This window comes from Cytobacillus sp. GQ23 (genome assembly GCF_059758675.1).
Window position 1 is genome coordinate 1 of record NZ_JCAXER010000013.1, and the last position, 25,623, is coordinate 25,623.

Genomic DNA, 25,623 nt, shown 5'->3' on the forward strand with positions numbered 1-25,623 from the left:
GTGCTTTGAATGATTTTGGCGATCAGAAAAATATATTTAGGCTCTATTGTTAAAACATATATGTGTCACTTTACGCAGCATATGTGCTGCTTTTTCATTTTATGTGCCGCTTTCAGACATATATGTGCTACTCCTTATTTCCGCGTCTGTTTTAAAATTCAAAGCTGTTCTCTGTAAAGATAGCTAGTGCTAAATGTTAGATAAACTTCAAAGTATGCTAGATAAATTAAAAACCTGTTAGATAAATTTACAGTCATGTTAGATAAAACCCATAACATGCTAGATAACATCAGAAACCTGCTTGATAAGACTAATTAAACCTCTCTCCTTCATGTAGCCTCAACTAATACAGGCATAATTTCATCCTATTCAATAAAGGCTTTGCTTGAAAAGGAAAATAAATTCGGCATTATTTTAAAAGGAATACATATGTGCCACTTTGCCAAGCATTTGTGCTGCTATTTCATTTTATGTGGCGCTTGCACCCATATATGTGCAACTCTCTATTCCTCCGTTTGTAAAACCTCAAATTTGTTCTCTCTAAAGATCAAGAGTGCCAAATGCTAGATAAATCCAAAACCTGTTAGATAATATAAGATAAAACCCCAAACATGCCAAATAACATCCGAAACCTGCTAAATAAAACTGATCAAACTTCTCTCCATCTTATAAGCTCCACTACTACAGGCATAATTGAGCAGTTTCATCCCACTCAAAAAAGGATAACCTATTCATAAAGATTCAATTTTTGAAAAAAGGTTACCAAAAGCTAATTTCTTTTGTACAATAGTGACTTAATGGGGAGAGGACACTCCTTTGCCTCTTAATTCCTTATGAAGGAGGACTTGCGTTGCTGGAAAACAGTTTTATTATGGTCGCTATTATTTTGATCATTAATATCGTATATGTATCATTTTTTACCATCAGGATGATTTTGACGCTAAAGGGACAGCGTTACCTGGCAGCTTTTATAAGCACAATTGAAGTTGTTATTTATGTCATTGGACTTGGACTGGTTCTGGATAACCTGAATGAAATTCAAAATTTGATAGCCTATGCGGTCGGTTATGGAATCGGTGTTATTGTTGGAATGAAAATAGAAGAGAAGCTGGCCCTTGGTTATATTACCGTAAATGTCATTACAAAAGAATATGACCGGGATCTGCCAAAGGCTTTAAGAGATAAAGGCTATGGCGTGACAAACTGGGCTGCCAATGGTCTTGAAGGCGATCGGATGGCCCTGCAGATTCTGACACCGCGAAAATATGAATTGAAGCTTTATCAGACGATAAAAGAGCTGGATCCTAAAGCATTCATCATCGCCTATGAGCCGAAAACGATTCATGGCGGCTTCTGGGTAAAATCCGTTAAGAGAGGAAAGTTATCTCAATGAGAAAAGGCAAGAATAAAATGGCATTCGAAGTGCAGGAAAATGAAACCATTGACCAGTGCCTCGAAAGAATCAAAAAGACAGGCTATATGCCTGTTAGAAGGACGGAAAAGCCTATTTTCAAGGAAGTTAAAAAATCAGGACAGGTGGAGTATGAACCGGCCGGCCGGCAGATTGTTTTTGAAGCAAAGCGAGTTGAAGGCTAAAACACGAACATTAATTGTCTGACTTTTAGTATCGTTCGATTTTTCAATTGACAGAGTATCAGGTATGTTGTTAATATGATGGTAGTTAATAAAACGTGAATAACCCTCGTATAATAATGGGAATATGGCCCATAAGTTTCTACCTGGCAACCGTAAATTGCCGGACTATGAGGGAAAGCTGATATGCCCGGCATGTAGAAGGAATAGATCCTGCCGTTTGCAGGTGTCTTTCTAACGGTTCTTTTTAGCCCGGACAGATTACTTTCTCTCATATAAGAGAAGGGGTCTGTGCGGGTTTTTATATTAGAAGATTTGGAGGAGAAGGAATGAGCGCACAAGCAGCAGTCATTATGGGAAGCAAATCGGATTGGGAGACAATGAAGCACGCTTGCGGAATTCTGGAAGAGCTGGAAATCCCCTTTGAAAAAAAAGTTGTTTCAGCCCATCGCACTCCAGATCTAATGTTTGAATATGCGGAACAGGCAAGAGACAGAGGCATTAAGGTAATTATTGCGGGGGCAGGAGGAGCTGCACACCTGCCGGGAATGGTGGCAGCAAAAACAACACTTCCTGTGATTGGAGTGCCTGTCCAATCCAAAGCTTTAAACGGACTGGATTCATTGCTATCGATCGTTCAGATGCCTGGCGGAGTCCCGGTAGCAACCGTTGCGATTGGAAAAGCAGGTGCTGTAAATGCCGGATTGCTGGCAGCGCAAATCCTTGGCTCTTTTGATAAAGCCATTGCAGAACGCCTTCAGTCAAAAAGAGATAAAACAAAACAAGAAGTACTGGAAAGCAGTGATGACCTTGTCTAATAAAACCATTTTACCAGGACAAACTATTGGAATTATCGGCGGTGGACAGCTTGGGAGAATGATGGCCCTGGCAGCCAAGGCTAATGGCTTCAGGATTGCGGTATTAGATCCGTCAGAAGACTCTCCTTGCGGGCAGGTTGCGGATATTAGAATCCTTGGAGAATACGGAGATTTAGATTCTATAAAAGAGCTGGCAAAAGTAAGTGATGTTGTCACTTATGAATTCGAAAATATCAGTGCCGAAGCTCTTGAGTGGCTATGTGCAAATGCGTATGTCCCACAGGGAAGCGAAGTACTGGAGATCACCCAGGACCGGACAAAGGAAAAAGCAGCCATCCAAAAAGCCGGCTGTGAGGTAGCGCCATATGCGGTCATTACGACTGAAAAAGACATTTATGATAATATAGAAAAGCTTGGCTATCCAGCAGTATTAAAGACCTCCAGAGGCGGGTATGACGGAAAAGGGCAAGTTGTGATAAAGGACGGGCAGGATATTAAGAAAGCTGCACAGCTTCTTGATAATGGCGTGTGCGTCCTTGAAAAATGGATCACTTTTGAAAAGGAAATATCAGTTATTATTTGCCGGAATATCTCGGGAGAAAGCGCAGTATTTCCAGTCGGCGAAAATGTCCATAAAGAAAACATATTGCACCAGACAATTGTGCCGGCCATGATTACAGCTGATGCTGAGGAAAGGGCAGTAAGTGCAGCAAACCAGCTGGCAGAAGCTTTAAACCTTGTCGGAACATTGGCAGTTGAAATGTTTTTGACGAAAAACGGGCAGGTTTACATTAACGAGCTTGCACCCCGTCCGCATAACTCAGGCCATTATTCAATTGAAGCCTGCGAGACCTCTCAGTTTGAACAGCATATCCGTGCGGTCTGCAATTGGCCCCTTGGCAGCACAGAGCTATTAAAACCTGCTGTTATGGTAAACATACTAGGAGAGCACCAGGAACCTTTAATCAAGAAAATACCTGAATTGAATGACTGGAAGATTCATTTGTATGGAAAAAAGGATGCCAAATATAAACGCAAAATGGGCCATGTCACGCTTTTACGGAACTCTGCCGAAGAGGCACTTGAAGAAGCAGACAGAAGTGGCATTTGGACCCCTGTGAAGGAAAAGATCGGAGGATAAAACATGATTGAACGTTATACGAGACCGGAAATGGGAGCTATCTGGACAGAAGAAAACCGCTTTAAGGCATGGCTTGAGGTAGAAATACTTGCCTGTGAAGCCTGGGCTGAATTAGGAGATATTCCGAAAGAAGATGTACAGAAAATCCGGGAAAATGCTTCTTTTAATATTGAGCGTATTAAAGAAATCGAAGCGGAAACACGGCATGATGTTGTCGCATTCACGCGCGCGGTATCTGAAACGCTTGGCGAGGAGCGCAAATGGGTTCATTACGGGCTTACTTCAACAGATGTGGTTGATACGGCGCTTTCATACCTAATCAAGCAGGCAAATGATATTCTTCTCAAAGATATCGAACGATTCGTGGAAATTCTGAAAAATAAAGCACAGGAACACAAGCATACAGTGATGATGGGACGTACACACGGGGTGCATGCTGAGCCGACTACATTTGGTTTAAAGCTTGCACTGTGGTATGAAGAAATGAAGCGCAATCTTGACCGCTTTAAAGAAGCTGCTGCAGGGGTAGAATTCGGTAAGATTTCTGGTGCAGTTGGAACGTATGCCAACATTGATCCATTTGTTGAAAAATATGTGTGTGAAAAGCTGGGCATCCAGCCAGCGCCGATCTCAACACAAACACTTCAGCGTGACCGTCATGCGCATTATATGGGTGCACTTGCACTTGTGGCCACTTCAATTGAAAAGTTTGCGACAGAAATCCGCGGCCTTCAAAAAAGCGAAACGCGTGAAGTGGAAGAGTTTTTCGCGAAAGGTCAAAAGGGATCTTCAGCGATGCCGCATAAACGCAACCCGATTGGTTCAGAAAATATGACGGGAATGGCAAGAGTAATCCGCGGCTACATGATGACAGCGTATGAGAATGTAGCGTTATGGCATGAGCGGGATATTTCCCACTCATCAGCAGAAAGAATTATTCTGCCTGATGCAACAATCGCGCTGAATTACATGCTGAACCGATTTGGGAATATTGTTAAGAACTTAACAGTTTTCCCTGACAACATGAAACGCAATATGGACCGTACACTGGGGCTTATTTACTCTCAGCGAGTTCTTCTTGCTTTAATTGACAAGGGCATGACTCGTGAAGAGGCATATGACACAGTACAGCCCCGTGCCATGGAAGCGTGGGAAAAGCAGGTCCAATTCCGCAGTTTGATCGAGCAGGACGAAATTATTACATCAAAGCTATCTTCATCAGAAATTGATGATTGCTTTGACTATAACTACCATATCAAGCATGTGGATACAATTTTTGACCGCTTAGGTTTGTAAAAAAATAAAGAGGTAGAGAGCAGTCTTTACCTCTTTATTAACGGGAAAATTCCCAATCTTCTTAATAATACGCCTAGCAGCCAATCAAATAAAGGGGGCTCTCCGCCATGGAAAAAGGAGCATTGTTATACGAAGGCAAAGCCAAAAAAGTTTATCAGACAAACGATGAAAACATCGTCTGGATTGAATATAAGGATTCTGCAACAGCCTTTAATGGCGAGAAAAAAGCAAGTATCAGCGGCAAGGGCCGTCTGAATAACGAGATTACGAGTCTGCTTTTTTCAAAGCTTCATGAACTGGGGATTGAATCTCACTTTATTGAAAAACTTTCAGAGACAGAGCAGCTTGTTAAAAAGGTGGAGATCATTCCGCTCGAAACAGTAGTCCGCAATGTTGCGGCGGGGAGCTTTTCTAAGAGATTGGGAGTTGAAGAAGGGAAAGAATTATCAAGGCCAATCGTTGAGTTCTACTACAAAGATGATGAGCTGGGTGATCCGCTGCTGACAGAAGATCATATTGAAGTTCTTCAGCTGGCTGAAAAGCAGGAAGCAGCCCTATTACAGGAAAAGGCACTTCAGGTTAATAATATTTTAAGAGATTTCTTCAAAGAGCTCGGCATTAAATTAGTAGATTTCAAGCTGGAGTTTGGTAAAGATGCAGCTGGCCAAATTCTGCTGGCTGATGAGATTTCACCAGATACCTGCAGGCTTTGGGATATTGAAACGAATGAAAAATTGGATAAAGATGTTTTCCGCAGGGACCTTGGAAATTTAACTGATGCATATGAAAATATTTTAGCGAGACTGGGAGGCCAAACAGTATGTACAAAGTAAAAGTTTTCGTCACATTAAGAGAAAGTGTTCTAGATCCTCAGGGAACGGTTGTAAAAAACTCTCTGCATTCCATGAATTACAGCGAAGTATCTGATGTGCGCATTGGAAAATACATGGAGCTGACAGTGGAAAAAAGCGATCGTCCTGTAGAAGAAGCTGTGAAGGAAATGTGTGAGCGCTTATTGGCTAACGTTGTGATTGAAGATTACCGCTTTGAAATCGAGGAGGCTGTTGCTCAGTGAAGTTCGCTGTGATCGTATTTCCAGGGTCCAATTGTGACATCGATATGTACCATGCAGTAAAGGACGAGCTTGGAGCGGAAGCTGAATATGTTTGGCATGACGCAGAAAGCTTAGACGAATATGACGGAATTCTTCTTCCCGGCGGTTTCTCTTACGGAGATTATCTTCGTTCAGGTGCTGTCGCACGCTTCAGTAATGTCATGAAGGAAGTTATAAAAGCGGCTGAGGCAGGCAAGCCAATCTTGGGAGTCTGCAACGGATTCCAAATTTTATTGGAAGCGGGTCTTTTGCCAGGAGCGATGAGAAGAAATGACAGTCTGAAATTCATCTGCCGTACGGTTGAGCTGAAGGTTGAAAACAACGAAACTATGTTTTCATCCGTATACGGAAAAGGCGAAGTAATTAATATTCCAATCGCCCATGGCGAAGGAAACTACTATTGTGATGAAGCAACTCTTGCAGCTTTAAAGGCAAATAATCAGATTGTCTTTACTTATAATGAAACAAATCCAAATGGCAGCCTGGAAAACATTGCAGGCATTGTCAATGAAAAAGGAAATGTCCTCGGTATGATGCCGCACCCTGAGAGAGCTGTTGATGAGCTTTTAGGGGGAGCAGATGGCCTGAAACTTTTTCAATCAATCGTAAAACAATGGAGGGAAGCACATGTCGTTAATGCTTGAGCCAAGTCCGGAACAATTAAAGGCACAGAAGGTATACAAAGAGATGGGATTGTCTGATGACGAATTTGCGTTGATTGAAAAGATTATCGGGCGTTTGCCAAATTACACAGAAATCGGTTTGTTTTCGGTTATGTGGTCAGAGCATTGCAGCTATAAAAACTCAAAGCCCGTTTTAAGCAAGTTCCCGACAACAGGAGAGAAAGTACTTCAGGGACCAGGGGAAGGAGCTGGAATTGTTGATATCGGCGATGGGCAAGCAGTTGTGTTTAAAATCGAAAGCCACAATCACCCTTCTGCAATCGAGCCTTACCAGGGGGCAGCAACAGGTGTCGGCGGGATTATCCGCGATGTATTTTCAATGGGCGCAAGACCGGTCGCACTCCTCAACTCTTTACGCTTTGGAGAATTGGATTCTCCTCGTGTACGGTACCTTTTTAAAGAAGTAGTCGCAGGCATTGCGGGTTACGGAAACTGCATCGGTATTCCGACAGTTGGCGGAGAAGTGCAGTTTGATTCTTCCTATGAAGGAAATCCGCTTGTAAACGCGATGTGTGTCGGCTTAATCGACCACAAAGATATTAAAAAAGGCCAGGCTCATGGAGTAGGCAACACCGTTATGTATGTTGGCGCGAAAACGGGACGTGACGGTATCCATGGTGCTACTTTTGCATCAGAAGAATTAACAGACCAATCAGAATCAAAACGCCCGGCTGTACAGGTTGGCGATCCATTCATGGAAAAGCTTCTGCTGGAGGCATGTCTTGAACTGGTCCAGTCTGACGCACTTGTCGGCATTCAGGATATGGGAGCTGCAGGTCTGACAAGCTCTTCTGCTGAGATGGCCAGCAAAGCGGGATCGGGTATTGAAATGAATCTTGACCTTGTTCCTCAAAGGGAAACAGGCATGACGGCATATGAAATGATGCTTTCCGAGTCTCAGGAGAGAATGCTGATTGTTGTAAAAAAAGGACGCGAGCAGGAGATTGTTGATTTATTTTCCAAATATGGCCTGGAAGCCGTTTCTGTCGGCAAGGTAACCGATGATAAAATGCTTCGTCTAACTCATCAGGGAGAAGTGGTGGCAGAGCTGCCTGTAGATGCACTTGCAGAGGATGCGCCAGTTTACCATAAGCCATCAAGCGAGCCTGAGTATTTCCGTGAATTTCAGGCGATGGAGAACGAAATCCCAGCAGTGGACGATTACAAGGAAACGCTTGTGAAGCTTCTCCAGCAGCCGACAATCGCCAGCAAGGAATGGGTTTATGACCAGTACGACTATATGGTCCGCACGAATACTGTAGTGGCACCTGGATCAGATGCAGCTGTCATCCGCATCCGCGGCACCCGCAAAGGATTGGCTATGACGACAGACTGTAATTCACGGTATATGTATCTTGACCCGGAAACAGGCGGAAAAATTGCTGTGGCCGAAGCGGCAAGAAACATCATTTGCTCCGGCGGTCAGCCATTGGCGATAACAGATAATCTGAACTTTGGTAATCCGGAGAAGCCTGAAATCTTCTGGCAAATTGAAAAAGCGGCAGACGGAATCAGTGAAGCATGCCGCACATTGGATACACCAGTTATCGGCGGAAACGTCTCTTTATATAACGAAACAAATGGAACAGCGATCTATCCGACACCTGTCATCGGAATGGTCGGACTGGTAGAGGATATTGACCATGTAACATCTCAATCATTTAAAGCAGCTGGGGACTTAATTTATCTGGTTGGCGAAACAAAGGATGAGTTTGGCGGCAGTGAGCTTCAGAAAATGACATACGGCAGGATTTTCGGAAAAGCACCTGGGCTTGATCTCGAAAAAGAAGAAAAGGCACAGGAGCAAATTCTAAAAGCCATCCGTTCAGGACTTGTAGCATCTGCGCATGATGTAGCAGAAGGCGGATTAGCTGTAGCAGCCGCAGAAAGTCTCATCGGTTCAAAAGGTCTGGGAGCGGATATCAAGGTTACAGGAAATGCAACTTCAGCTTTATTCAGTGAATCACAATCCCGTTTCCTTCTTTCTGTAAAAAAAGAAAACCAGGAAGCATTCGAAAATTTAGTCGACGCGGCACTAATCGGTGAAGTAACAGAAGCACCTGTACTTTATATCTCTAATGAAGAGGGCCTATTGCTTGCCGAACAAGTTGACGTTCTAAAGCAGGCCTGGAAAGGAGCTATCCCATGCTTGCTGAAATAAGAGGACTGAATGAAGAGTGCGGTGTTTTTGGAATCTGGGGGCATCAGGATGCTTCCCAGATCACCTATTACGGGCTCCATAGCCTGCAGCACCGCGGCCAGGAAGGCACCGGAATGGTTGTTACCGATGGAAAGAAGCTGAAAGGCATTAAAGGTGAAGGCCTTGTAACGGAAATTTTCACATCAGATGCCATGAAGGAACTGGAAGGGAAAGCAGCAATCGGGCATGTACGCTATGCGACTGCCGGGGGTGGCGGTTATGAAAATGTCCAGCCTCTCCTGTTCAACTCTCAAAGCGGAAGCCTTGCTCTTTGCCATAATGGAAATCTGGTAAACGCGACTGCTTTAAAGCATCAGCTTGAAGGACAAGGAAGCATTTTCCAAACGAGCTCGGATACAGAGGTGCTTGCTCACTTAATTAAGCGTGCAGGATTTTCCTCCCTCAAGGATCGTGTCAAAAATGCGTTATCCATGATTAAAGGAGCTTATGCTTTTCTGATCATGACTGAAACAGAGCTGATGGTTGCGCTGGACCCGAACGGCATGAGGCCGCTCTCTCTTGGCAAAATCGGCGATGCTTATGCGGTTGCATCTGAAACCTGTGCTTTTGATGTGGTGGGAGCCGAGTTTATCCGCGATATTCTTCCGGGGGAGCTGCTGATTATTGATGATAATGGCTTCCGTTCAGAAATGTTTGCCATGGCCTCTAATATTGCCATGTGCACAATGGAATATGTTTATTTTTCCCGTCCGGACAGCAATATCAACGGGATCAACGTTCATACAGCCCGGAAAAACCTTGGAAAACAGCTGGCTCTTGAAGTGCCAATTGAAGGTGATGTTGTTACTGGTGTACCGGATTCCAGCATTTCGGTTGCGATTGGCTATGCTGAAGCATCCGGCATTCCTTACGAGATGGGTCTGATTAAAAACCGCTATGTAGGACGTACATTTATTCAGCCTTCGCAGTCGCTGCGTGAACAGGGTGTGAAGATGAAGCTGTCGCCTGTACGCGGGGTGGTAGAAGGCAAGAGAGTCATCATGGTGGACGACTCGATCGTTCGCGGAACAACAAGCAGACGGATCGTCACCATGCTGAAGGAAGCTGGAGCGACTGAAGTGCATGTGCTGATCAGTTCACCTCCGATTAAGAATCCATGCTTCTATGGAATCGATACATCGACAAAGGAAGAATTGATTGCCGGCAATCATTCTGTTGAGGAAATAAGAGAAATCATTGGTGCAGACACACTTACCTTTTTAAGTACAGAGGGCATGGTCAAAGCAATTGGACGGAAAGATGGACAATGCCTGGCATGCTTTACAGGGCAGTATCCGACTGAGATTTATCCAAGTACTTTGCATCCTTATGAAAAAGTATAACAATTCAATTGGCCGATAACCTGCTTTGTTTGGCCGATAAATATAGGAATTTGGCCGGAAAAACTTGATTTTTGACCGGTAAAAGCACTAATTTGGCCGATAAGTTGTAGGATCGGCCTTTATTGATGAAGAAGTAACTTTGAAATACGATAACTGTCTAGCTGTAGCGCCTGCCTCCTCGAGGTCATAAGACATTCCTTCCAGAAAGGCATAGAACGCCTTCACGAGAGGCTCGTCTTTTGCTTGTCTGAGGTGAGCAAGGCGCTTACGCTTTTCTAATATGGGGTGAGAGACAGATGGCAAATGCATATAAACAGGCCGGAGTAGATATTGAAGCTGGATATGAAGCAGTTTCCCGCATGAAAAAACACGTACAGAAGACGATTCGTCCGGGTGTGCTCGGCGGTTTGGGCGGATTTGGCGGCATGTTCGATCTATCTGAACTAAACCTGAAGGAACCGGTTCTCGTTTCAGGTACAGATGGTGTCGGCACGAAGCTGATGCTTGCTTTTATGATGGATAAACATGACACCATTGGGATTGATGCAGTCGCCATGTGTGTAAATGATATTGTCGTACAGGGAGCAGAGCCTCTGTATTTCTTGGATTATATCGCCTGCGGAAAAGCGGCGCCTGAACGGATTGAAGCGATTGTGAAGGGCATTGCGGATGGCTGCGAACAGGCAGGGTGTGCACTTGTAGGCGGTGAAACTGCCGAAATGCCTGGCATGTACAGTGAGGAAGAATATGATCTTGCCGGATTTGCGGTTGGTGCCTGTGAAAAATCCAGACTGATTAATGGTGCGGACATCAAGGCAGGAGATGTACTGATCGGCCTTGCCTCAAGCGGAATTCACAGTAATGGCTACTCGCTTGTCAGAAAACTGTTTTTTGAAAAAGCGGATATGTCCTTAACAGATCATGTAGAAGAATTAGGCTGCACCTTAGGGGAAGAGCTGCTTCGCCCTACAAAAATATATGTAAAACCGCTGCTGTCTGCTATGAAGAAGTTCAAGCTGAAGGGCATGGCACATATTACAGGCGGCGGATTTATTGAAAATATTCCGCGCATGCTGCCTGAAGGTCTTGGCGCCCAGCTTACTGAAAGCAATTGGGAAGTGCCTCCGGTATTTTCAGTGATGGAGAAAATCGGCGGACTGGAACGCAAGGAAATGTACAATATTTTTAATATGGGAACAGGCATGGTGATTGCAGCAGATAAAGAAAAAGCTGATGAACTGATCGCCTATTTTAATGAAATTGATGAAAAGGCTTATCTGATGGGGACTGTAACGGATCAGGAAGGAATTGAAATTCTGTAACTTGGAGGAAGTCATGAAAAAAATAGCAGTGTTTGCTTCCGGAAGCGGAACGAACTTTCAAGCCATTGCTGATGCCGTCAGAAATGGGGACCTGCAGGCTGAGATCGTCCTGTTTGTCTGTGACCGGCCAGGTGCATACAGCATCCAGCGCGCTCAAAACGAGCAAGTTCCGCAATTTGTTTTTTCAGCTAAAGACTATGCAGGCAAAGCAGAGTACGAAAGAGCAATTTTGCAAGAGCTGAAGGAGAGCGGGGCAGAGTATATTATTCTCGCAGGCTATATGAGACTGATTGGCCCGACGCTTTTAAAAGAGTTTGAAGGCCGAATTATTAATATCCATCCTTCTCTTCTTCCTGCTTTTCCAGGTAAGGACGCGATTGGCCAGGCATTATCGGCCAAAGTGAAGGTAAGCGGTGTGACGGTTCATTTTGTAGATGAAGGCATGGATACGGGCCCGATAATTGCTCAAGCGCCAGTTGCTATAGATGCGGATGAAACGCTTGAGAGTCTTCAAAAGAAAATACATGAAGTCGAGCACAAACTTTATCCGCAGGTTTTGCAGGATCTTTTCTATGCTAAAATGGTAGAGTGCTAAAGTATATCATATCATCGATAGAGTCAGGGGGAGCGAACATGAAGAAACGTGCATTAATCAGTGTTTCCGACAAAAATGGCATAACAGAATTTGCCCAGCAGCTAAGTGAATTGGGTTTTGAAATTATCTCAACAGGCGGTACAAAAAAAGCGCTGGAGGAGAGCGGAGTTCCTGTTATCGGGGTAAGCGATGTGACAGGCTTTCCGGAAATTCTGGAAGGGCGTGTGAAAACATTAAATCCGTTGATACATGGCGGACTGCTGGCTAAGCATGGTGAGCCAGGCCACAAACAGCAGCTTGAGGAGCATGGGATCCAGCCTATTCAGGTTGTGTGCGTGAATTTATATCCGTTCCAGCAGACTATCGCAAAACCGGATGTGACAGTAGAGGATGCGATAGAGAATATTGATATCGGCGGTCCGGCCATGCTGCGTGCTTCCGCCAAGAACCATGACTATGTAACGGTTGTAGTGGATCCTGCTGATTATGAAACAGTTCTTTCACAGCTGAAAGAAACCGGAGAGGTTCAAAAGGAAACCCGCCGCAGGCTTGCTGCGAAGGTATTCCGCCACACAGCTGCCTATGATGCGATGATTGCTGAATATATGTCAGATTTGGCAAATGAAGAAACGCCTGAAAAATTAACGGTTACGTATGAATTGAAGCAAACTTTGAGATACGGGGAGAATCCTCACCAAAAAGCTGCTTTTTACCGCAAGCCGCTTGGATCTGAATTTTCGATTGCTAATGCTGAACAGCTTCACGGCAAAGAATTATCCTACAATAATATAAATGATGCAGATGCAGCGCTTCAGATTGTTAAGGAATTCTCTGAGCCTGCTGCAGTTGCTGTTAAGCATATGAACCCTTGTGGAGTTGGGACAGGGGAAAATGTCTTTGAAGCTTTCTCTAAAGCTTTTGAAGCAGATCCTGTATCGATTTTTGGCGGGATTATTGCCCTTAACAGGGAAGTGGATGCTGAGACAGCCAAAAAGCTATATGAAATTTTCCTTGAGATCATCATTGCACCTTCCTTCTCGGAGGAAGCACTTGAGATTTTAAAAGGGAAAAAGAATCTGCGTTTGCTGACTATTCCTTTTGGCGGTAAAAAGAAAGCGGAGATGAGATTATCCGCTATTGAAGGCGGTTTGCTGACGCAGGAATATGATCTGTTCACCCTTGAAAATGCCGAAGTAAAAGTAGCGACCAGGAGAGAGCCGACAGAAGAAGAGTGGAAAGCACTGAAGCTCGGCTGGAAAGTTGTTAAGCATGTAAAGTCCAATGCGATCGTCGTCAATGATGAAAATATGACACTTGGAGTTGGTGCAGGCCAGATGAACCGTGTGGGCTCTGCCAAAATTGCGCTTGAACAGGCCGGAGAAAAAGCAAATGGGGCAGTAATGGCATCTGATGCCTTCTTCCCAATGAACGACACAGTTGAAGTTGCAGCCAAAGCAGGCATCAAAGCCATCATTCAGCCGGGAGGATCCATCCGTGATGAGGATTCCATAAAAAAAGCTGATGAGTATGGCATTGCAATGGTCTTTACAGGTGTTAGACACTTTAAGCATTAAACGAAAGCGGAGGCGCCTCGAACTGAGGCCATGTTATTATAGCTGACATTATACGGAGGTGGGCATAATGAAGGTATTGGTTATTGGAAGAGGCGGACGTGAACATGCCATTTGCTGGAAGATGAATCAAGGTCCTTCAGTGGAACAGGTTTTTGCAGCACCGGGAAATCCAGGAATGGAAGATTCGGCACAACTGGTTTCCATTCAGGAAAACGAACAGGAAAAACTTGTGCAGTTTGCTCAGGAAAATGAAATTGATCTGACTGTAATTGGGCCAGAAGTACCGCTGCTAGAAGGGCTGGCAGACCGATTTGAAGAGGCTGGATTAAAGGTATTTGGACCGAAAAAAGCTGCAGCAGAAATTGAAGGCAGCAAGTCTTTTGCCAAAGAGCTAATGAAGAAATATGCGATTCCGACAGCTGAATATGGAGTATTCAGCGACTATGAAGAAGCGAAAGCCTATATTGAAGCAAAGGGTGCTCCCATTGTTCTGAAAGCAGATGGGCTTGCAGCAGGAAAAGGCGTAATAGTAGCCATGACTATGCAGGAAGCGTTATCCGGAATTAAGGAGCTTTTATTAAATGAAAAGTTTGGCCAAGCTTCTTCAACTGTCGTAATAGAAGAATTCCTTGAAGGGGAAGAATTCTCTTTAATGGCCTTTGTGAACGGAGAAACAGTGGTGCCGCTAGAAATTGCCCAGGATCACAAGCGTGCTTTTGATGGAGATCAGGGACCGAATACAGGCGGGATGGGGGCTTATTCACCCGTACCGCATATTGGTGATGAAATAGTTTCAGAGGCTGTTGAACAAGTTTTAAAGCCGGCGGCAAAAGCAATGGTTCAGGAAGGCCGGAGTTTTACCGGAATTTTATATGCAGGTCTGATTAAAACATCAAAAGGGCCGAAGGTAATCGAATTTAATGCCCGCTTTGGAGATCCTGAAACACAGGTAATTCTGCCGCGGATGAATTCGGATCTGGCTGAGGTCATGCTGGCAGTCCTAAATGGGGAGCAGCCTGAAATCGAGTGGAGTCAAGAAGCAATCGTCGGAGTGGTTGCTGCGTCAAAAGGCTATCCTGAAGCATACGAAAAAGGAGCTGTTCTGAATGGGCTGCATTTGCTTAAAGATGTTTTAGTCTTCCATGCCGGCACTGATCGAAACAGCTCAGGGGAGTTTGTAACAAATGGCGGGCGCGTGCTGCTGGCGGGAGCTAAGGCGTCCACATTGAAAGAAGCGCAGCAAAAAGTATATTCAGAACTGGAAAAACTTCAGTGTGAAGGTGTATTCTGCCGCAAAGATATTGCCGATAAAGCTATCGTGCACGTCCTTTCTTAGTTTTCCGGATATACACAAACAGGAGTGCTACAATGCTTCCTATTATGGCTGTCAGAACGAACGTCATATCCATTACGTATTCCCAGAACATATTGTCAGCTCCTTTCTAATGTTCAGCCCCCAAATAGGGGGCTGAATTATTTACTTTGCACGACCGGGGAGGGCTTGGTATTCTTTGTCTGCGCTCCTGTATGGCTAAGAAGGGTTAAAAGGCAGAATCTCCTCGGCAGCCTCATCATTGTTAACGTGATTTCCCCTTTTTTCCTGAACCATATCCTGTCCTCTTTCAAAAAGGGCTGTTAAAGGACAAAAGCGGACAATCCCCTCAGCCACTTTCATGCCACCCAGCATGGCCATCACAAGATAAGAGTCCCGCCAAGGCCGTTTTACAAGTTTTGAAGTGCTCCAGGCCAGTATCGTTAATCCAATTGTTATGCGTATTAAGGCATTTACAATGCCGATATTTGATTTTACCTGCACAGGTCCCACCGCCTTCACAAAATTTTTACAATCTTTTACTGATTCTTTAATGCGTTAAACAGTGAAATATGTTACTATAATAAACAAGAGAAAATGTAAGGGCTTTCTTTATTGATTTAAAGCCGTTTTACTCATTATATTCATTCTGAAAACAGAGTATTTATATATAGAAATCAACAAGGGAGGGAGTATGGTGCTGGAACAGCGTTACCGTTGGAAAAACAGGCACTTGCGTGAACATGTTTCCGTATTGGACGGAAAATTGTCACCGACGATATTACTTAAGAACGCTCGTTATCTGAACCAGGCACTTCGCAAATGGATAACAGCAAATATATGGATTTATGGCGACCGGATAGTTTATGTGGGCGAAAAGCTGCCCGAAAAAACAGATCGGAGTGAGATCATTGATTGCACTGGTCTTACGCTCGTTCCCGGATATATCGAGCCGCATGCCCATCCATTTCAATTATATAATCCCCATTCCCTGGCGAGCTATGCATCGCAGTTTGGTACCACAACCCTGATTAATGACAATATGGTGCTTGCTTTACAGCAGGATAAAAAGAAAGCGTTTTCCTTTTTGAGGGAAATGAGAAACATGCCTGCTACAACCTATTGGTGGTGCCGGTTTGACGCTCAAACAGAGATCCAGCACGAAGAATCTGTTTTTTCACATGGAAACGTTAAATCATGGCTTGAGCATGATGCTGTGCTCCAGGGTGGAGAGCTTACAGGGTGGCCGAAGCTATTGGATGGCGATGATATGATGCTCCATTGGATTCAGGAAACAAAGCGGATGAGGAAAAAGATTGAAGGGCATTTTCCGGGGGCATCTGAAAAAACGCTTGCAAAGCTTATGCTGCTGGGCGCGGATTGTGACCATGAGTCAATGACTGGGAAAGATGTGTACAATCGACTTTTGCAGGGATATACCGTATCACTCAGATATTCTTCCATCCGTCCGGATCTGCCGGTTTTATTGGAAGAAATGCATGAAATCGGAATTGATCAATATGATCGGATGGTATTCACAACAGACGGTTCCTTTTCCTCCTTTTATGAGCAGGGAATCATTGACCATATGATTCGCATTGCCATAGATAAAGGAGTGCCAGTTATTGATGCTTATAATATGGCAACCATTAATGTGGCCCGCCATTATGGAATCGATTATTTACATGGCTCCATTGCGACAGGAAGGGTTGCCAATATCAATTTCCTGTCAGATGAAAGCGAGCCAACCCCTATATCTGTTATTGCCAAAGGGGAATGGGTGAAGAGAGACGGTGAAAACCTGCATGCCTATAAGCCTATAGAATGGGAAGAATACGGCTTTGAACCGCTGGAGATTGATTGGGAGCTGACGGCTGATGATATGCAATTCTCCATGCCTTTTGGGATAAGACTTGAGAATGCGGTCATTACGAAGCCCTACTCCATCACAATTGACGTTTCAGCCGAAGAGCTGGATCGAGATCATGATGAATGTTTCTTCATGCTGGTAGACCGGAATGGAAACTGGCGCATTAATACCATACTGAAGGGTTTCTCGCAAAGCCTGGATGGAATGGCCAGTTCATTTTCCAATACTGGTGATATCATCTTAATTGGAAAAAACAAAAAGGAAATGCTAAATGCATTTAACCGGCTAAAGGAAATTGGCGGAGGCATTGTCATATCTGAAGGGGGGAGTATTGTCCAGGAGATGGAGCTCCGCTTAAAAGGCATCATGTCACATAAAAATGTGGAGGATTTAATGAAGGAAGAAAAACAGCTTGTGCATTATTTGCGTGATCAAGGTTATAGACATGAAGATCCAATGTACACGCTGCTCTTTTTCTCTTCAACTCATCTGCCCTATATCCGAATTACTCAGCAGGGAATGTATGATGTCATGAATAAAACGGTACTCTTTCCGACGATAATGCGTTAAAATATGAAAGAGAAGGAATAGAGAGAGATCAAAACTGCTCAAGGGAGCTAACATAGAAAGTGCATAAAAAGCTACAATCTTACGGGGTGAAAAATGTTAAAAAGATGGATAGCTATATCGGCAGCGGCATTGTTCCTCGTTTCTGGATGCAGTAAAGAAAAAGCAGAGGAGCCGGCAAAGCAGGAGACGGAAAAAGCGGAAGAAGCGACAAAAGGAGTCAGCTCTGAAAATGAACTTCCATTTCAGTATCCGCTCACAGGCATCGGGTCTGAAACCGAAGTGGATGGAAGGGCTGTCTCGGTGATGATCAATAACCATCCGAAAGCCCGTCCGCAATCTGGTATTAATCAGGCTGATATCGTCTACGAAATGCTGGCAGAAGGTGACGTGACTCGTTTTCTTGCTATTTTTCAAAGTGAGCGGCCCGAAATGATAGGACCTGTCAGAAGTTCCAGGGACTATTATATTGAGCTGGCCAAAGGCTTTGACAGCCTCTATATTGCGCATGGATACAGTCCGGAGGCCAAAGAATTGCTGGATCAGGGGTATGTAGATAACCTGAATGGGATGCACTATGACGGTACATTGTTTAAAAGGGAAAGCTTTAGACAGGCTCCGCATAATTCCTATATCTCTTTTGACAATGTGCTGAAGGGTGCCAAAGAAAAAAATTATGCGATGGACGATGAACCGAAATCACTTGAATTTCTGTCAAAGAAAGAGGTAAAGGCAATTCAGGGAGAGAAAGCTGACTCTGCCATGGTCTCCTACCGGGATAATGAATTATTCAATGTCATCTATGAATATGATGAAGGACTTGGGAAATACAAAAGATATTCCAACGGTGAGCTAACAGCTGACTACAAATCCGGGGAACCTGCATTACTCGATAACATTTTCATCGCAGAAGCGGATCATCAGGTGGTTGACAGCGCAGGCCGCCGTGATATTAACTTAACTTCTGGGGGAAAAGGTTATCTCCTTCAAAAAGGAAAAGTGACTGAGGTGCAGTGGGAAAATATTGACGGACGAATTCTGCCTGTCTTAAACGGCCAGCAGGCTGGACTGGTGCCGGGAAAAACATGGATCAACATCGTTCCATCAAACCCAGGGCTGGAGCAAACGGTTTCCTTTGATGCTAAACAATAAACTGTAAAATAAAGGGGTATGCAAATATATGCAAATTGATAAGCTAAGAGGCAAAGAACTCGATCAGTTATTTAAGTCTGTTTTATCTTTAAAAGATCTGGAAGAGTGCTACCGATTCTTTGACGACTTATGTACAGTGAATGAAATACAATCTCTGGCCCAGCGCCTGGAAGTAGCACGCATGCTTCGCGAAGGAAAAACGTATCATAAGATTGAAACAGATACGGGTGCTAGCACGGCAACCATTTCCCGTGTAAAGCGCTGCCTCAACTATGGAAATGATGCATATGAAATGGCATTGGAAAGAATCAAAGAAGAAGAAGCTGAAAAGGCGTAAATATTTGTTTTTGCCTAAACCGATGGGGCTGGTCCCGCGGTTTTTTTCTTTGTCTTCAATCCTTCCAATGGCGCTTCAGCTTTTATTTTTTATTCCTAATCTTAAATGATATAATGATGAAATGGAATGATAGAATGGAGGCAATTTTGCATGTATGATGTTCGCGAATGGAGCCACGTTTTCAAGCTCGATCCGGATAAAAATATATCAGATGAAGACCTGGAGATGATTTGCGAGTCAGGGACCGATGCGATAATTGTGGGCGGAACAGACGGAATCACGCTGGAGAAGGTGCTGGATTTAATGGCCCGCATCCGCAGATACACGGTGCCCTGTGTGCTGGAGGTTTCAGCAATTGATTCAGTTACTCCGGGGTTTGACCTGTACTTTATCCCGACAGTTCTTAACAGCCGGGATGTGAAGTGGGTTACAGGCCTTCATCAGGAAGCTGTAAAAGAGTATGGGGATATTATGAATTGGGAAGAAATCCTTGTTCAGGGCTATTGCATCCTCAATGAAGAATGTAAAGCTGCACAGGTCACCAACTCACGTACAGATTTATCGCTTGATGAGGTGAGAGCATATGCCATGATGGCAGAGAAGATGTTCCGCCTGCCAATCTTCTATCTGGAATACAGCGGAACGTACGGAGATGCCGAAATGGTCGGAGAGGTGAAAAGTACACTGGAAGAAACCGTATTATTTTACGGAGGCGGCATCCGGAATGCAGAACAGGCAAAAGAAATGGCTGAGCATGCAGACGTCATTGTGGTCGGAAATGTTATTTATGATGATCTGCAGGCGGCATTGGCCACAGTCAAAGCTGTTCGTGCTTAATTCAGGTTGCTGATGGGCAGCAAACAAGATAAAATATAAGAACATATGTTTCTATGGTGGTGAAGAGAAGGAATGCAATTTTTATCAGATAAATTATTGAACGGACTAAACCCGCAGCAGCAAAGTGCGGTAAAAGCAACTGACGGACCACTTCTTATAATGGCAGGAGCGGGAAGCGGAAAGACAAGAGTTCTTACGCACAGGATTGCTTACTTAATGGTGGAAAAGGGTGTGAACCCCTACAATATTCTAGCAATCACATTTACTAACAAAGCAGCACGTGAAATGCGTGACCGGATTCATAATATGATGGGCGGAGCTGCAGATGATATCTGGATTTCGACGTTCCACTCGATGTGTGTGCGGATTTTAAGAAGAGATATTGACCGGATTGGCTATAACCGAAATTTCACGATTCTGGATTCAACAGACCAGCAATCCGTTATTAAATCGATCCTGAAGGATAAAAATCTGGATCCAAAGAAATTTGATCCGCGTGCTATTCTGGGATCAATCAGCTCGGCAAAAAATGAATTGATCACTCCTGAAGAGTATGCGAAAACAGCCGGAGATTATATTCAGCAGGTTGCAAGTGATGTATATACCGAGTACCAAAAGAGATTAAGGCGCAATCAGGCGCTAGATTTTGATGATCTTATTATGATCACCATTCAGCTGTTCCAGCGAGTTCCGGAAGTGCTGGAATATTATCAAAGAAAATTCCAATACATTCATGTGGATGAGTATCAGGATACAAACAGAGCGCAATACATGCTTGTAAAGCTGCTGGCAAGCCGATTTAAGAATCTATGTGTAGTCGGTGACTCGGACCAGTCTATTTATAAATGGCGCGGTGCAGACATTGCCAACATCCTTTCCTTTGAAAAGGATTATCCTAATGCGCAAACCATCATGCTTGAACAAAATTACCGTTCAACAAAAAGGATCCTGCTGGCTGCGAACGAAGTCATCAGCAAAAACTTGAACAGAAAGCCGAAAAATCTATGGACCGAAAATGCTGAAGGCAATAAGATTTTCTACTATCGTGCCGACAGCGAACAGGGAGAAGCGCAGTTTGTTGCAGGCAAAATCAAGGAATACATCAGCACCGGCAAGCGAAGCCCTTCAGATATCGCGATCTTGTACCGAACCAATGCACAATCCCGTGTAATGGAGGAAGTGCTGTTAAAGTCAAATATAGAATACTCCATTGTCGGCGGCATCAAGTTCTATGACCGCAAAGAAATCAAGGACATCCTTGCTTATCTGCGCCTGATTGCCAATCCGGATGATGATATCAGTCTTCAGCGTGTAATTAATGTGCCAAAGCGCGGAATCGGCTCCGGTTCAGTTGATAAAATCGCCAACTTTGCACAGCTTCATGAAATGAGCATGTTTGAAGCACTCGAATCTATTGAATTGATTGGCTTGAGCCCAAAAATTACAAAAGGGGCCATTGAATTCAGGGATCTGGTTAAAAACTATACTCAAATGCAGGAATACCTATCTGTGACGGAACTGGTGGAAGAGCTTTTGGAGAAATCAGGCTACCGTGATATGCTGATTGCCGAGAAATCCATTGAAGCACAGAGCCGCCTGGAAAACATTGATGAATTCCTGTCGGTTACAAAAAACTTTGAAGAAGCCAGCGAAGATAAAACGCTTATTGCATTTCTAACTGATTTGGCGCTTGTGGCTGACATTGATAAATTGGATGATGATGGCGAAAAAGCCGAATCTGTTGTTCTTATGACACTTCACTCAGCAAAAGGGCTTGAATTCCCTGTTGTCTTTTTATTAGGCCTTGAGGAAGGGGTATTCCCTCACAGCCGTTCGCTAATGGAAGAGTCTGAAATGGAAGAGGAGCGGCGCCTTGCTTATGTGGGAATCACCAGGGCCGAAGAGGAGCTTTTTATTACGAATGCTCAAATGCGCACTTTATTTGGACGCACGAATATGAATCCGCCGTCCCGATTTATTAAAGAAATACCTGCTGATTTGCTGGATGGCCTTGAACCTGCTAAAAAGCCGACTCCATTTGGCTCATCGCCGTTTGGTTCTCCTTCTGCTTCTGCTTCTGCTTCAAGAGGAGCACAGGTTCAGCGGAAAGCAGTGATCCGTCCATCCGCTTCGAACACAGGCGGAGACGATATAGCCTGGAAGGTTGGCGATAAAGCACAGCACGGAAAATGGGGCACAGGTACTGTTGTCAGTGTGAAAGGGTCCGGCGAAGGAACAGAGCTGGATATTGCATTTCCAAAACCGGTGGGCATTAAGCGCCTGCTGGCAAAATTTGCACCAATTACAAAGGCATAATCCCCCTGTATTTTTAATGGATTATAGAAAGGGTTGAATGTATGGACCTTCAATTGGCAGAAAAAAAGGTGAAAGATCTGCACAACCTTTTGAATCAGTATAATTATGAATATTATGTTCTTGATCAGCCCTCTGTTCCAGATGCTGAATACGATAGGCTGATGAGGGACCTGATTGAGCTTGAAGAGCAGTTTCCTGAGCTGAAAACAGAGGATTCTCCAACACAGCGGGTTGGAGGGGAAATCCTTGATATGTTTGAAAAAGTGGAGCATCAGTCGCAGATGCTCAGTTTGGGAAATGCCTTCAATGAACAGGATTTAAGAGACTTCGACCGCCGTGTCCGCCAGGGTGCCGGAGAAGAAGTTTCTTATGTATGTGAATTGAAAATTGATGGACTGGCTGTCTCTCTTCGCTATGAGGATGGTTTATTTATTCTCGGTGCCACACGCGGTGATGGAACCATAGGCGAAAATATTACAGCTAATCTAAAGACAATTCGTTCGATTCCTCTCCGGCTGAAAGAGAGCGTTACAATGGAAGTTCGCGGTGAGGCATTCATGCCAAGGCGTTCTTTTGAGAAATTGAATAAAGCGAAAGAGGAAAATGGGGAAGAGCCTTTTGCCAATCCAAGGAATGCTGCAGCAGGATCATTAAGGCAGCTTGATCCGCGCCTGGCAGCAAAGCGTAATCTCGATATTTATGTCTACGGTATAGCGAATGTAGGGGATACAGGCGTTGTATCTCATAGCGATGGACTGGACTATCTGGATAGCCTTGGATTTAAAACAAATAAAGAACGCAAAAAATGTGAAAGCATCGAGGAAGTTATTGAATACGTACAGGGCTGGACCGACAAACGTCCAAATTTGTCTTATGACATTGATGGCATTGTAATCAAGGTCGATTCACTGGAGGCGCAGGAGCAGCTGGGCGCTACGGCGAAAAGCCCACGCTGGGCCATAGCTTATAAATTCCCTGCCGAAGAGGTTGTTACCAAACTAAGGGATATTGAATTAAGCGTAGGGCGGACTGGCGTAGTTACTCCAACTGCACTTCTTGATCCTGTCCGTGTTGCCGGGACGACTGTCCAGAGGGCTTCACTTCATAACGAAGATTTGATCCGCGAAAAAGATATTAAGATTGGCGATCAGGTTGTTGTAAAAAAAGCTGGAGATATCATTCCCGAAGTTGTGAATGTACTGGCAGACAGGAGAACGGGTGAGGAGCAGGATTTTAATATGCCGACACATTGTCCGGAATGTGAGAGCGAACTGGTCCGCCTTGATGGTGAAGTGGCTTTGCGCTGCATCAATCCAAAGTGCCCGGCCCAAATCAGGGAAGGCCTTATTCATTTCGTTTCCCGCAATGCCATGAACATTGATGGTCTTGGTGAAAAAGTAATCAGCCAGTTATTTGCTGAAAACCTGATTAAAGATGTGGCAGATATCTATAAATTAACGTATGAACAGCTCATCAAGCTTGAAAGGATGGGCGAAAAATCGGTAAATAATCTTCTTCAGGCCATTCAAAACTCAAAAGGCAATTCTCTTGAAAAATTGTTATTTGGCCTTGGAATCCGTCATGTGGGAGCAAAGGCAGCCAAAACGCTTGCCCAGGAGTTTAGCCATATGGAGGCTCTTGAAAAAGCATCCCGGGACGATTTAACAGCAATTAATGAAATTGGTGAAAAAATGGCGGACAGCATTGTTTCCTTCTTTGAACAAGAGGAAGCCCATGAACTGATTGCCGAGCTGAAAGCAGCCGGAGTCAACATGGCTTATAACGGGCCAAAGCCAGTTTCAGCCGAAAGCTCAGATAGCTTTTTTGCAGGGAAAACAGTAGTTTTGACAGGAAAGCTGGAAATCATGAGCCGAAATGAAGCAAAAGACAAAATAGAGGCGCTTGGAGGCAAAGTTTCCGGAAGCGTCAGCAAAAAAACTGATGTTGTGATTGCCGGGGAAGATGCCGGATCCAAACTGACAAAAGCTCAGGAGCTGGGTGTAGAGGTTTGGAACGAGGAGAGACTGGTTGAAGAATTAAATAAGTAAGAGGGTGTAAGCTCCGTGAAAAATCTCATAATGCTTGCTTTATCCCTAACCCTTCTGCTCGCTGGCTGTGCGCCTAATTTTAATAAGCAGGAGGAAGTCGTTCAGGAAGACAAGAACGAAAAGGATAAGGCAATCATTCCGAACTATAAAATTTCTGAAAAGTATTATCGAACGCTGCTGCCATTTGAACCAAGTGAGTCCAGAGGCCTTGTGGTTAATAATATAAGCACTAAATATGACATTAATGAATTTGAGACCGGACTAATGCGAGTCGCACAGAACACGTTTGATCCGGATAAATATTTATTCCAGGAAGGGCAGTATCTAGAAAGAAGCACAGTCCAGGCCTGGCTGAACCGCAAATTCACTGACGATCAGCTGAAGGAACGAGACATGAAAGCCGAAGACAATATTGGCTTAAATCCAATGATTGCAGATGGCGGAGATATTGAAAAAAATAACGAAAAAAGCCCAATATACCTGGCACATATACTTGAGCACAACTATCTGCTGAAGAACGACGATGGAAAAGTGGGACTTGGCGGAGTTGTGATCGGCCTTGCCATGAACTCTGTTCATTATTATCAGAAAGAACAATATGGCGCGACTTTTGAAACGGACATTAAACGGTCTGTTATTGAACAGGAAGGCAAAAAGATGGCCGAGGAAATCCTTCAGAGAGTACGGCAAATCAAAGGCCTGAAGGATGTGCCGGTAACTATTGCTTTGTTTGAACAGCAATCAAGAACATCGGTTGTGCCGGGAAGCTTCTTTGCATACGCGACAGCAGACAAAGGAAGCACGAAGCTGGGAGGATGGGAAGATATCAATGAGAAATATGTCCTTTTCCCTTCAAACACCGCTGAAAAAAACCATCGTGATGATTTAACAGCTTTTCTTAACTTCAAGCAGGATGTGGAAACATACTTCCCTAACTTCAATGGAGTTATTGGAAAAGCTTTTTATGCCCAGGATCAGCTGCAGGAAATCAATATTGATATCCCAATCCAGTTCTATGGGAAAGCAGAAGGTATTGGATTTACACAATATGTGACAGGGCTTGTAGTCAAACACTTCCCTGAATACATCTCAGTCCAGGTAAATATCTCATCGGTCAACGGCCCGGAAGCACTTGTAGTCCGGAAAGCAGACCAAAGTGAACCATTTGTCCATATCTATAATTAAAACTATGATGCCCAGAAGTGCATGAGATGCACCTTCTGGGTTTTTTGCGTTTTGATGGAGCTGGATTTGTCGTGAGGGTGGAAAAGGAAGGGGGTGTGCGCGCCAAGATTATTCGTGACGCCCAAAAAGAAAGAAGCTCAAGAAAAATGAGCGTCACCCAATTTTGCCAAATACAGCAAAAAAATTATATATAACAGTTTTATCCAAACTTGCCCGATAGAGCTTCAACTCCTTATCCTTCTAAGTGAAACGGCAACTCTGTCATTTAAATGTTAATATATAACATCCGCGGAGAATGTTTGAAGATAATGTTATTTTCA

The 25,623-nt window shown here is 44.1% G+C and carries 23 protein-coding genes and 1 riboswitch; of the genes, 21 read left to right on the forward strand and 2 right to left on the reverse strand.

Annotation, left to right across the window (positions count from 1 at the left end):
• Window positions 1–850: 850 nt before the first annotated feature.
• From AC6CHU_RS12180 to purD, 14 genes are all read left to right on the forward strand, one after another.
• On the forward strand, window positions 851–1,393 hold the full coding sequence (locus tag AC6CHU_RS12180; protein ID WP_053433027.1) for a DUF2179 domain-containing protein: 543 nt from the start codon (window positions 851–853) through the stop codon (window positions 1,391–1,393).
• Window positions 1,390–1,596, forward strand: a complete 207-nt coding sequence (locus AC6CHU_RS12185) for an NETI motif-containing protein (RefSeq protein ID WP_251284344.1) — start codon at window positions 1,390–1,392, stop codon at window positions 1,594–1,596. The genes AC6CHU_RS12180 and AC6CHU_RS12185 overlap by 4 nt, the downstream gene beginning before the upstream one ends.
• Window positions 1,597–1,682: 86 nt before the next feature.
• A riboswitch (purine riboswitch) is annotated at window positions 1,683–1,784 on the forward strand.
• Between the two features lie 138 nt (window positions 1,785–1,922).
• On the forward strand, window positions 1,923–2,411 hold the full coding sequence (gene purE, locus AC6CHU_RS12190) for a 5-(carboxyamino)imidazole ribonucleotide mutase (RefSeq protein ID WP_251284343.1): 489 nt from the start codon (window positions 1,923–1,925) through the stop codon (window positions 2,409–2,411).
• Entirely contained in the window at window positions 2,404–3,552 is a 1,149-nt protein-coding gene (gene purK, locus AC6CHU_RS12195) for a 5-(carboxyamino)imidazole ribonucleotide synthase (RefSeq protein WP_396399156.1), read from the forward strand. The genes purE and purK overlap by 8 nt, the downstream gene beginning before the upstream one ends.
• A 3-nt stretch (window positions 3,553–3,555) precedes the next feature.
• Window positions 3,556–4,848 carry an adenylosuccinate lyase gene (gene purB, locus AC6CHU_RS12200; protein ID WP_159871258.1) on the forward strand — a complete coding sequence of 431 codons (1,293 nt, stop codon included), beginning with the start codon at window positions 3,556–3,558 and terminating at the stop codon, window positions 4,846–4,848.
• A gap of 107 nt (window positions 4,849–4,955) precedes the next feature.
• Window positions 4,956–5,681 (forward strand): phosphoribosylaminoimidazolesuccinocarboxamide synthase, encoded by a 726-nt coding sequence (gene purC, locus AC6CHU_RS12205; RefSeq protein WP_251284341.1) that lies wholly within the window; start codon window positions 4,956–4,958, stop codon window positions 5,679–5,681.
• Entirely contained in the window at window positions 5,669–5,923 is a 255-nt protein-coding gene (gene purS / locus AC6CHU_RS12210; RefSeq protein WP_009336741.1) for a phosphoribosylformylglycinamidine synthase subunit PurS, read from the forward strand. Before purC ends, purS begins: the two co-directional genes overlap by 13 nt.
• The gene (gene purQ / locus AC6CHU_RS12215) at window positions 5,920–6,606 is read left to right on the forward strand and encodes a phosphoribosylformylglycinamidine synthase subunit PurQ (protein WP_159871264.1); all 687 of its coding nucleotides are present in this window, start codon (window positions 5,920–5,922) and stop codon (window positions 6,604–6,606) included. Before purS ends, purQ begins: the two co-directional genes overlap by 4 nt.
• A complete protein-coding gene (gene purL, locus AC6CHU_RS12220; protein WP_159871267.1) occupies window positions 6,590–8,806 on the forward strand; it encodes a phosphoribosylformylglycinamidine synthase subunit PurL in 2,217 nt (738 codons plus the stop codon). Before purQ ends, purL begins: the two co-directional genes overlap by 17 nt.
• Window positions 8,791–10,188 carry an amidophosphoribosyltransferase gene (gene purF / locus AC6CHU_RS12225; RefSeq protein WP_159871270.1) on the forward strand — a complete coding sequence of 466 codons (1,398 nt, stop codon included), beginning with the start codon at window positions 8,791–8,793 and terminating at the stop codon, window positions 10,186–10,188. Before purL ends, purF begins: the two co-directional genes overlap by 16 nt.
• Before the next feature lie 296 nt (window positions 10,189–10,484).
• Window positions 10,485–11,510 (forward strand): phosphoribosylformylglycinamidine cyclo-ligase, encoded by a 1,026-nt coding sequence (purM, locus tag AC6CHU_RS12230; RefSeq protein WP_159871273.1) that lies wholly within the window; start codon window positions 10,485–10,487, stop codon window positions 11,508–11,510.
• A gap of 13 nt (window positions 11,511–11,523) precedes the next feature.
• Window positions 11,524–12,105 (forward strand): phosphoribosylglycinamide formyltransferase, encoded by a 582-nt coding sequence (gene purN / locus AC6CHU_RS12235; RefSeq protein ID WP_159871276.1) that lies wholly within the window; start codon window positions 11,524–11,526, stop codon window positions 12,103–12,105.
• A gap of 38 nt (window positions 12,106–12,143) precedes the next feature.
• Window positions 12,144–13,679: a bifunctional phosphoribosylaminoimidazolecarboxamide formyltransferase/IMP cyclohydrolase gene (gene purH / locus AC6CHU_RS12240; protein WP_159871279.1), complete on the forward strand. Its 1,536-nt coding sequence runs from the start codon at window positions 12,144–12,146 to the stop codon at window positions 13,677–13,679.
• 67 nt (window positions 13,680–13,746) lie between these two features.
• Window positions 13,747–15,015, forward strand: a complete 1,269-nt coding sequence (gene purD / locus AC6CHU_RS12245) for a phosphoribosylamine--glycine ligase (RefSeq protein WP_251284339.1) — start codon at window positions 13,747–13,749, stop codon at window positions 15,013–15,015.
• Here the strand turns inward: purD and AC6CHU_RS12250 are convergent.
• Window positions 14,993–15,106, reverse strand: coding sequence for an EYxxD motif small membrane protein (locus tag AC6CHU_RS12250; RefSeq protein ID WP_323805933.1), 114 nt, complete (start codon window positions 15,104–15,106; stop codon window positions 14,993–14,995). The two genes, purD and AC6CHU_RS12250, sit on opposite strands and share 23 nt — an antisense overlap.
• Window positions 15,107–15,210: 104 nt before the next feature.
• Window positions 15,211–15,495 carry a YgaP family membrane protein gene (locus tag AC6CHU_RS12255; protein ID WP_159871285.1) on the reverse strand — a complete coding sequence of 95 codons (285 nt, stop codon included), beginning with the start codon at window positions 15,493–15,495 and terminating at the stop codon, window positions 15,211–15,213.
• 193 nt (window positions 15,496–15,688) lie between these two features.
• Between AC6CHU_RS12255 and AC6CHU_RS12260 the strand changes: the two genes are divergently transcribed.
• The 7 genes from AC6CHU_RS12260 (at window position 15,689) to AC6CHU_RS12290 (ending at window position 25,303) form a co-directional block, all read left to right on the forward strand.
• Complete coding sequence (locus AC6CHU_RS12260) at window positions 15,689–17,431, forward strand: adenine deaminase C-terminal domain-containing protein (RefSeq protein WP_201306624.1); 1,743 nt, start codon at window positions 15,689–15,691, stop codon at window positions 17,429–17,431.
• A 93-nt stretch (window positions 17,432–17,524) separates the two neighbouring features.
• Window positions 17,525–18,580, forward strand: a complete 1,056-nt coding sequence (locus tag AC6CHU_RS12265; RefSeq protein ID WP_159871291.1) for a DUF3048 domain-containing protein — start codon at window positions 17,525–17,527, stop codon at window positions 18,578–18,580.
• Between the two features lie 28 nt (window positions 18,581–18,608).
• Entirely contained in the window at window positions 18,609–18,917 is a 309-nt protein-coding gene (locus AC6CHU_RS12270; protein WP_035333268.1) for a YerC/YecD family TrpR-related protein, read from the forward strand.
• Between the two features lie 150 nt (window positions 18,918–19,067).
• A complete protein-coding gene (gene pcrB / locus AC6CHU_RS12275; protein ID WP_159871294.1) occupies window positions 19,068–19,754 on the forward strand; it encodes a heptaprenylglyceryl phosphate synthase in 687 nt (228 codons plus the stop codon).
• A gap of 72 nt (window positions 19,755–19,826) precedes the next feature.
• Entirely contained in the window at window positions 19,827–22,070 is a 2,244-nt protein-coding gene (gene pcrA / locus AC6CHU_RS12280) for a DNA helicase PcrA (RefSeq protein ID WP_498121870.1), read from the forward strand.
• A gap of 41 nt (window positions 22,071–22,111) precedes the next feature.
• Complete coding sequence (gene ligA, locus AC6CHU_RS12285; protein WP_498121872.1) at window positions 22,112–24,118, forward strand: NAD-dependent DNA ligase LigA; 2,007 nt, start codon at window positions 22,112–22,114, stop codon at window positions 24,116–24,118.
• 15 nt (window positions 24,119–24,133) lie between these two features.
• A complete protein-coding gene (locus AC6CHU_RS12290) occupies window positions 24,134–25,303 on the forward strand; it encodes a CamS family sex pheromone protein (protein WP_498121874.1) in 1,170 nt (389 codons plus the stop codon).
• Window positions 25,304–25,623: the final 320 nt, after the last annotated feature.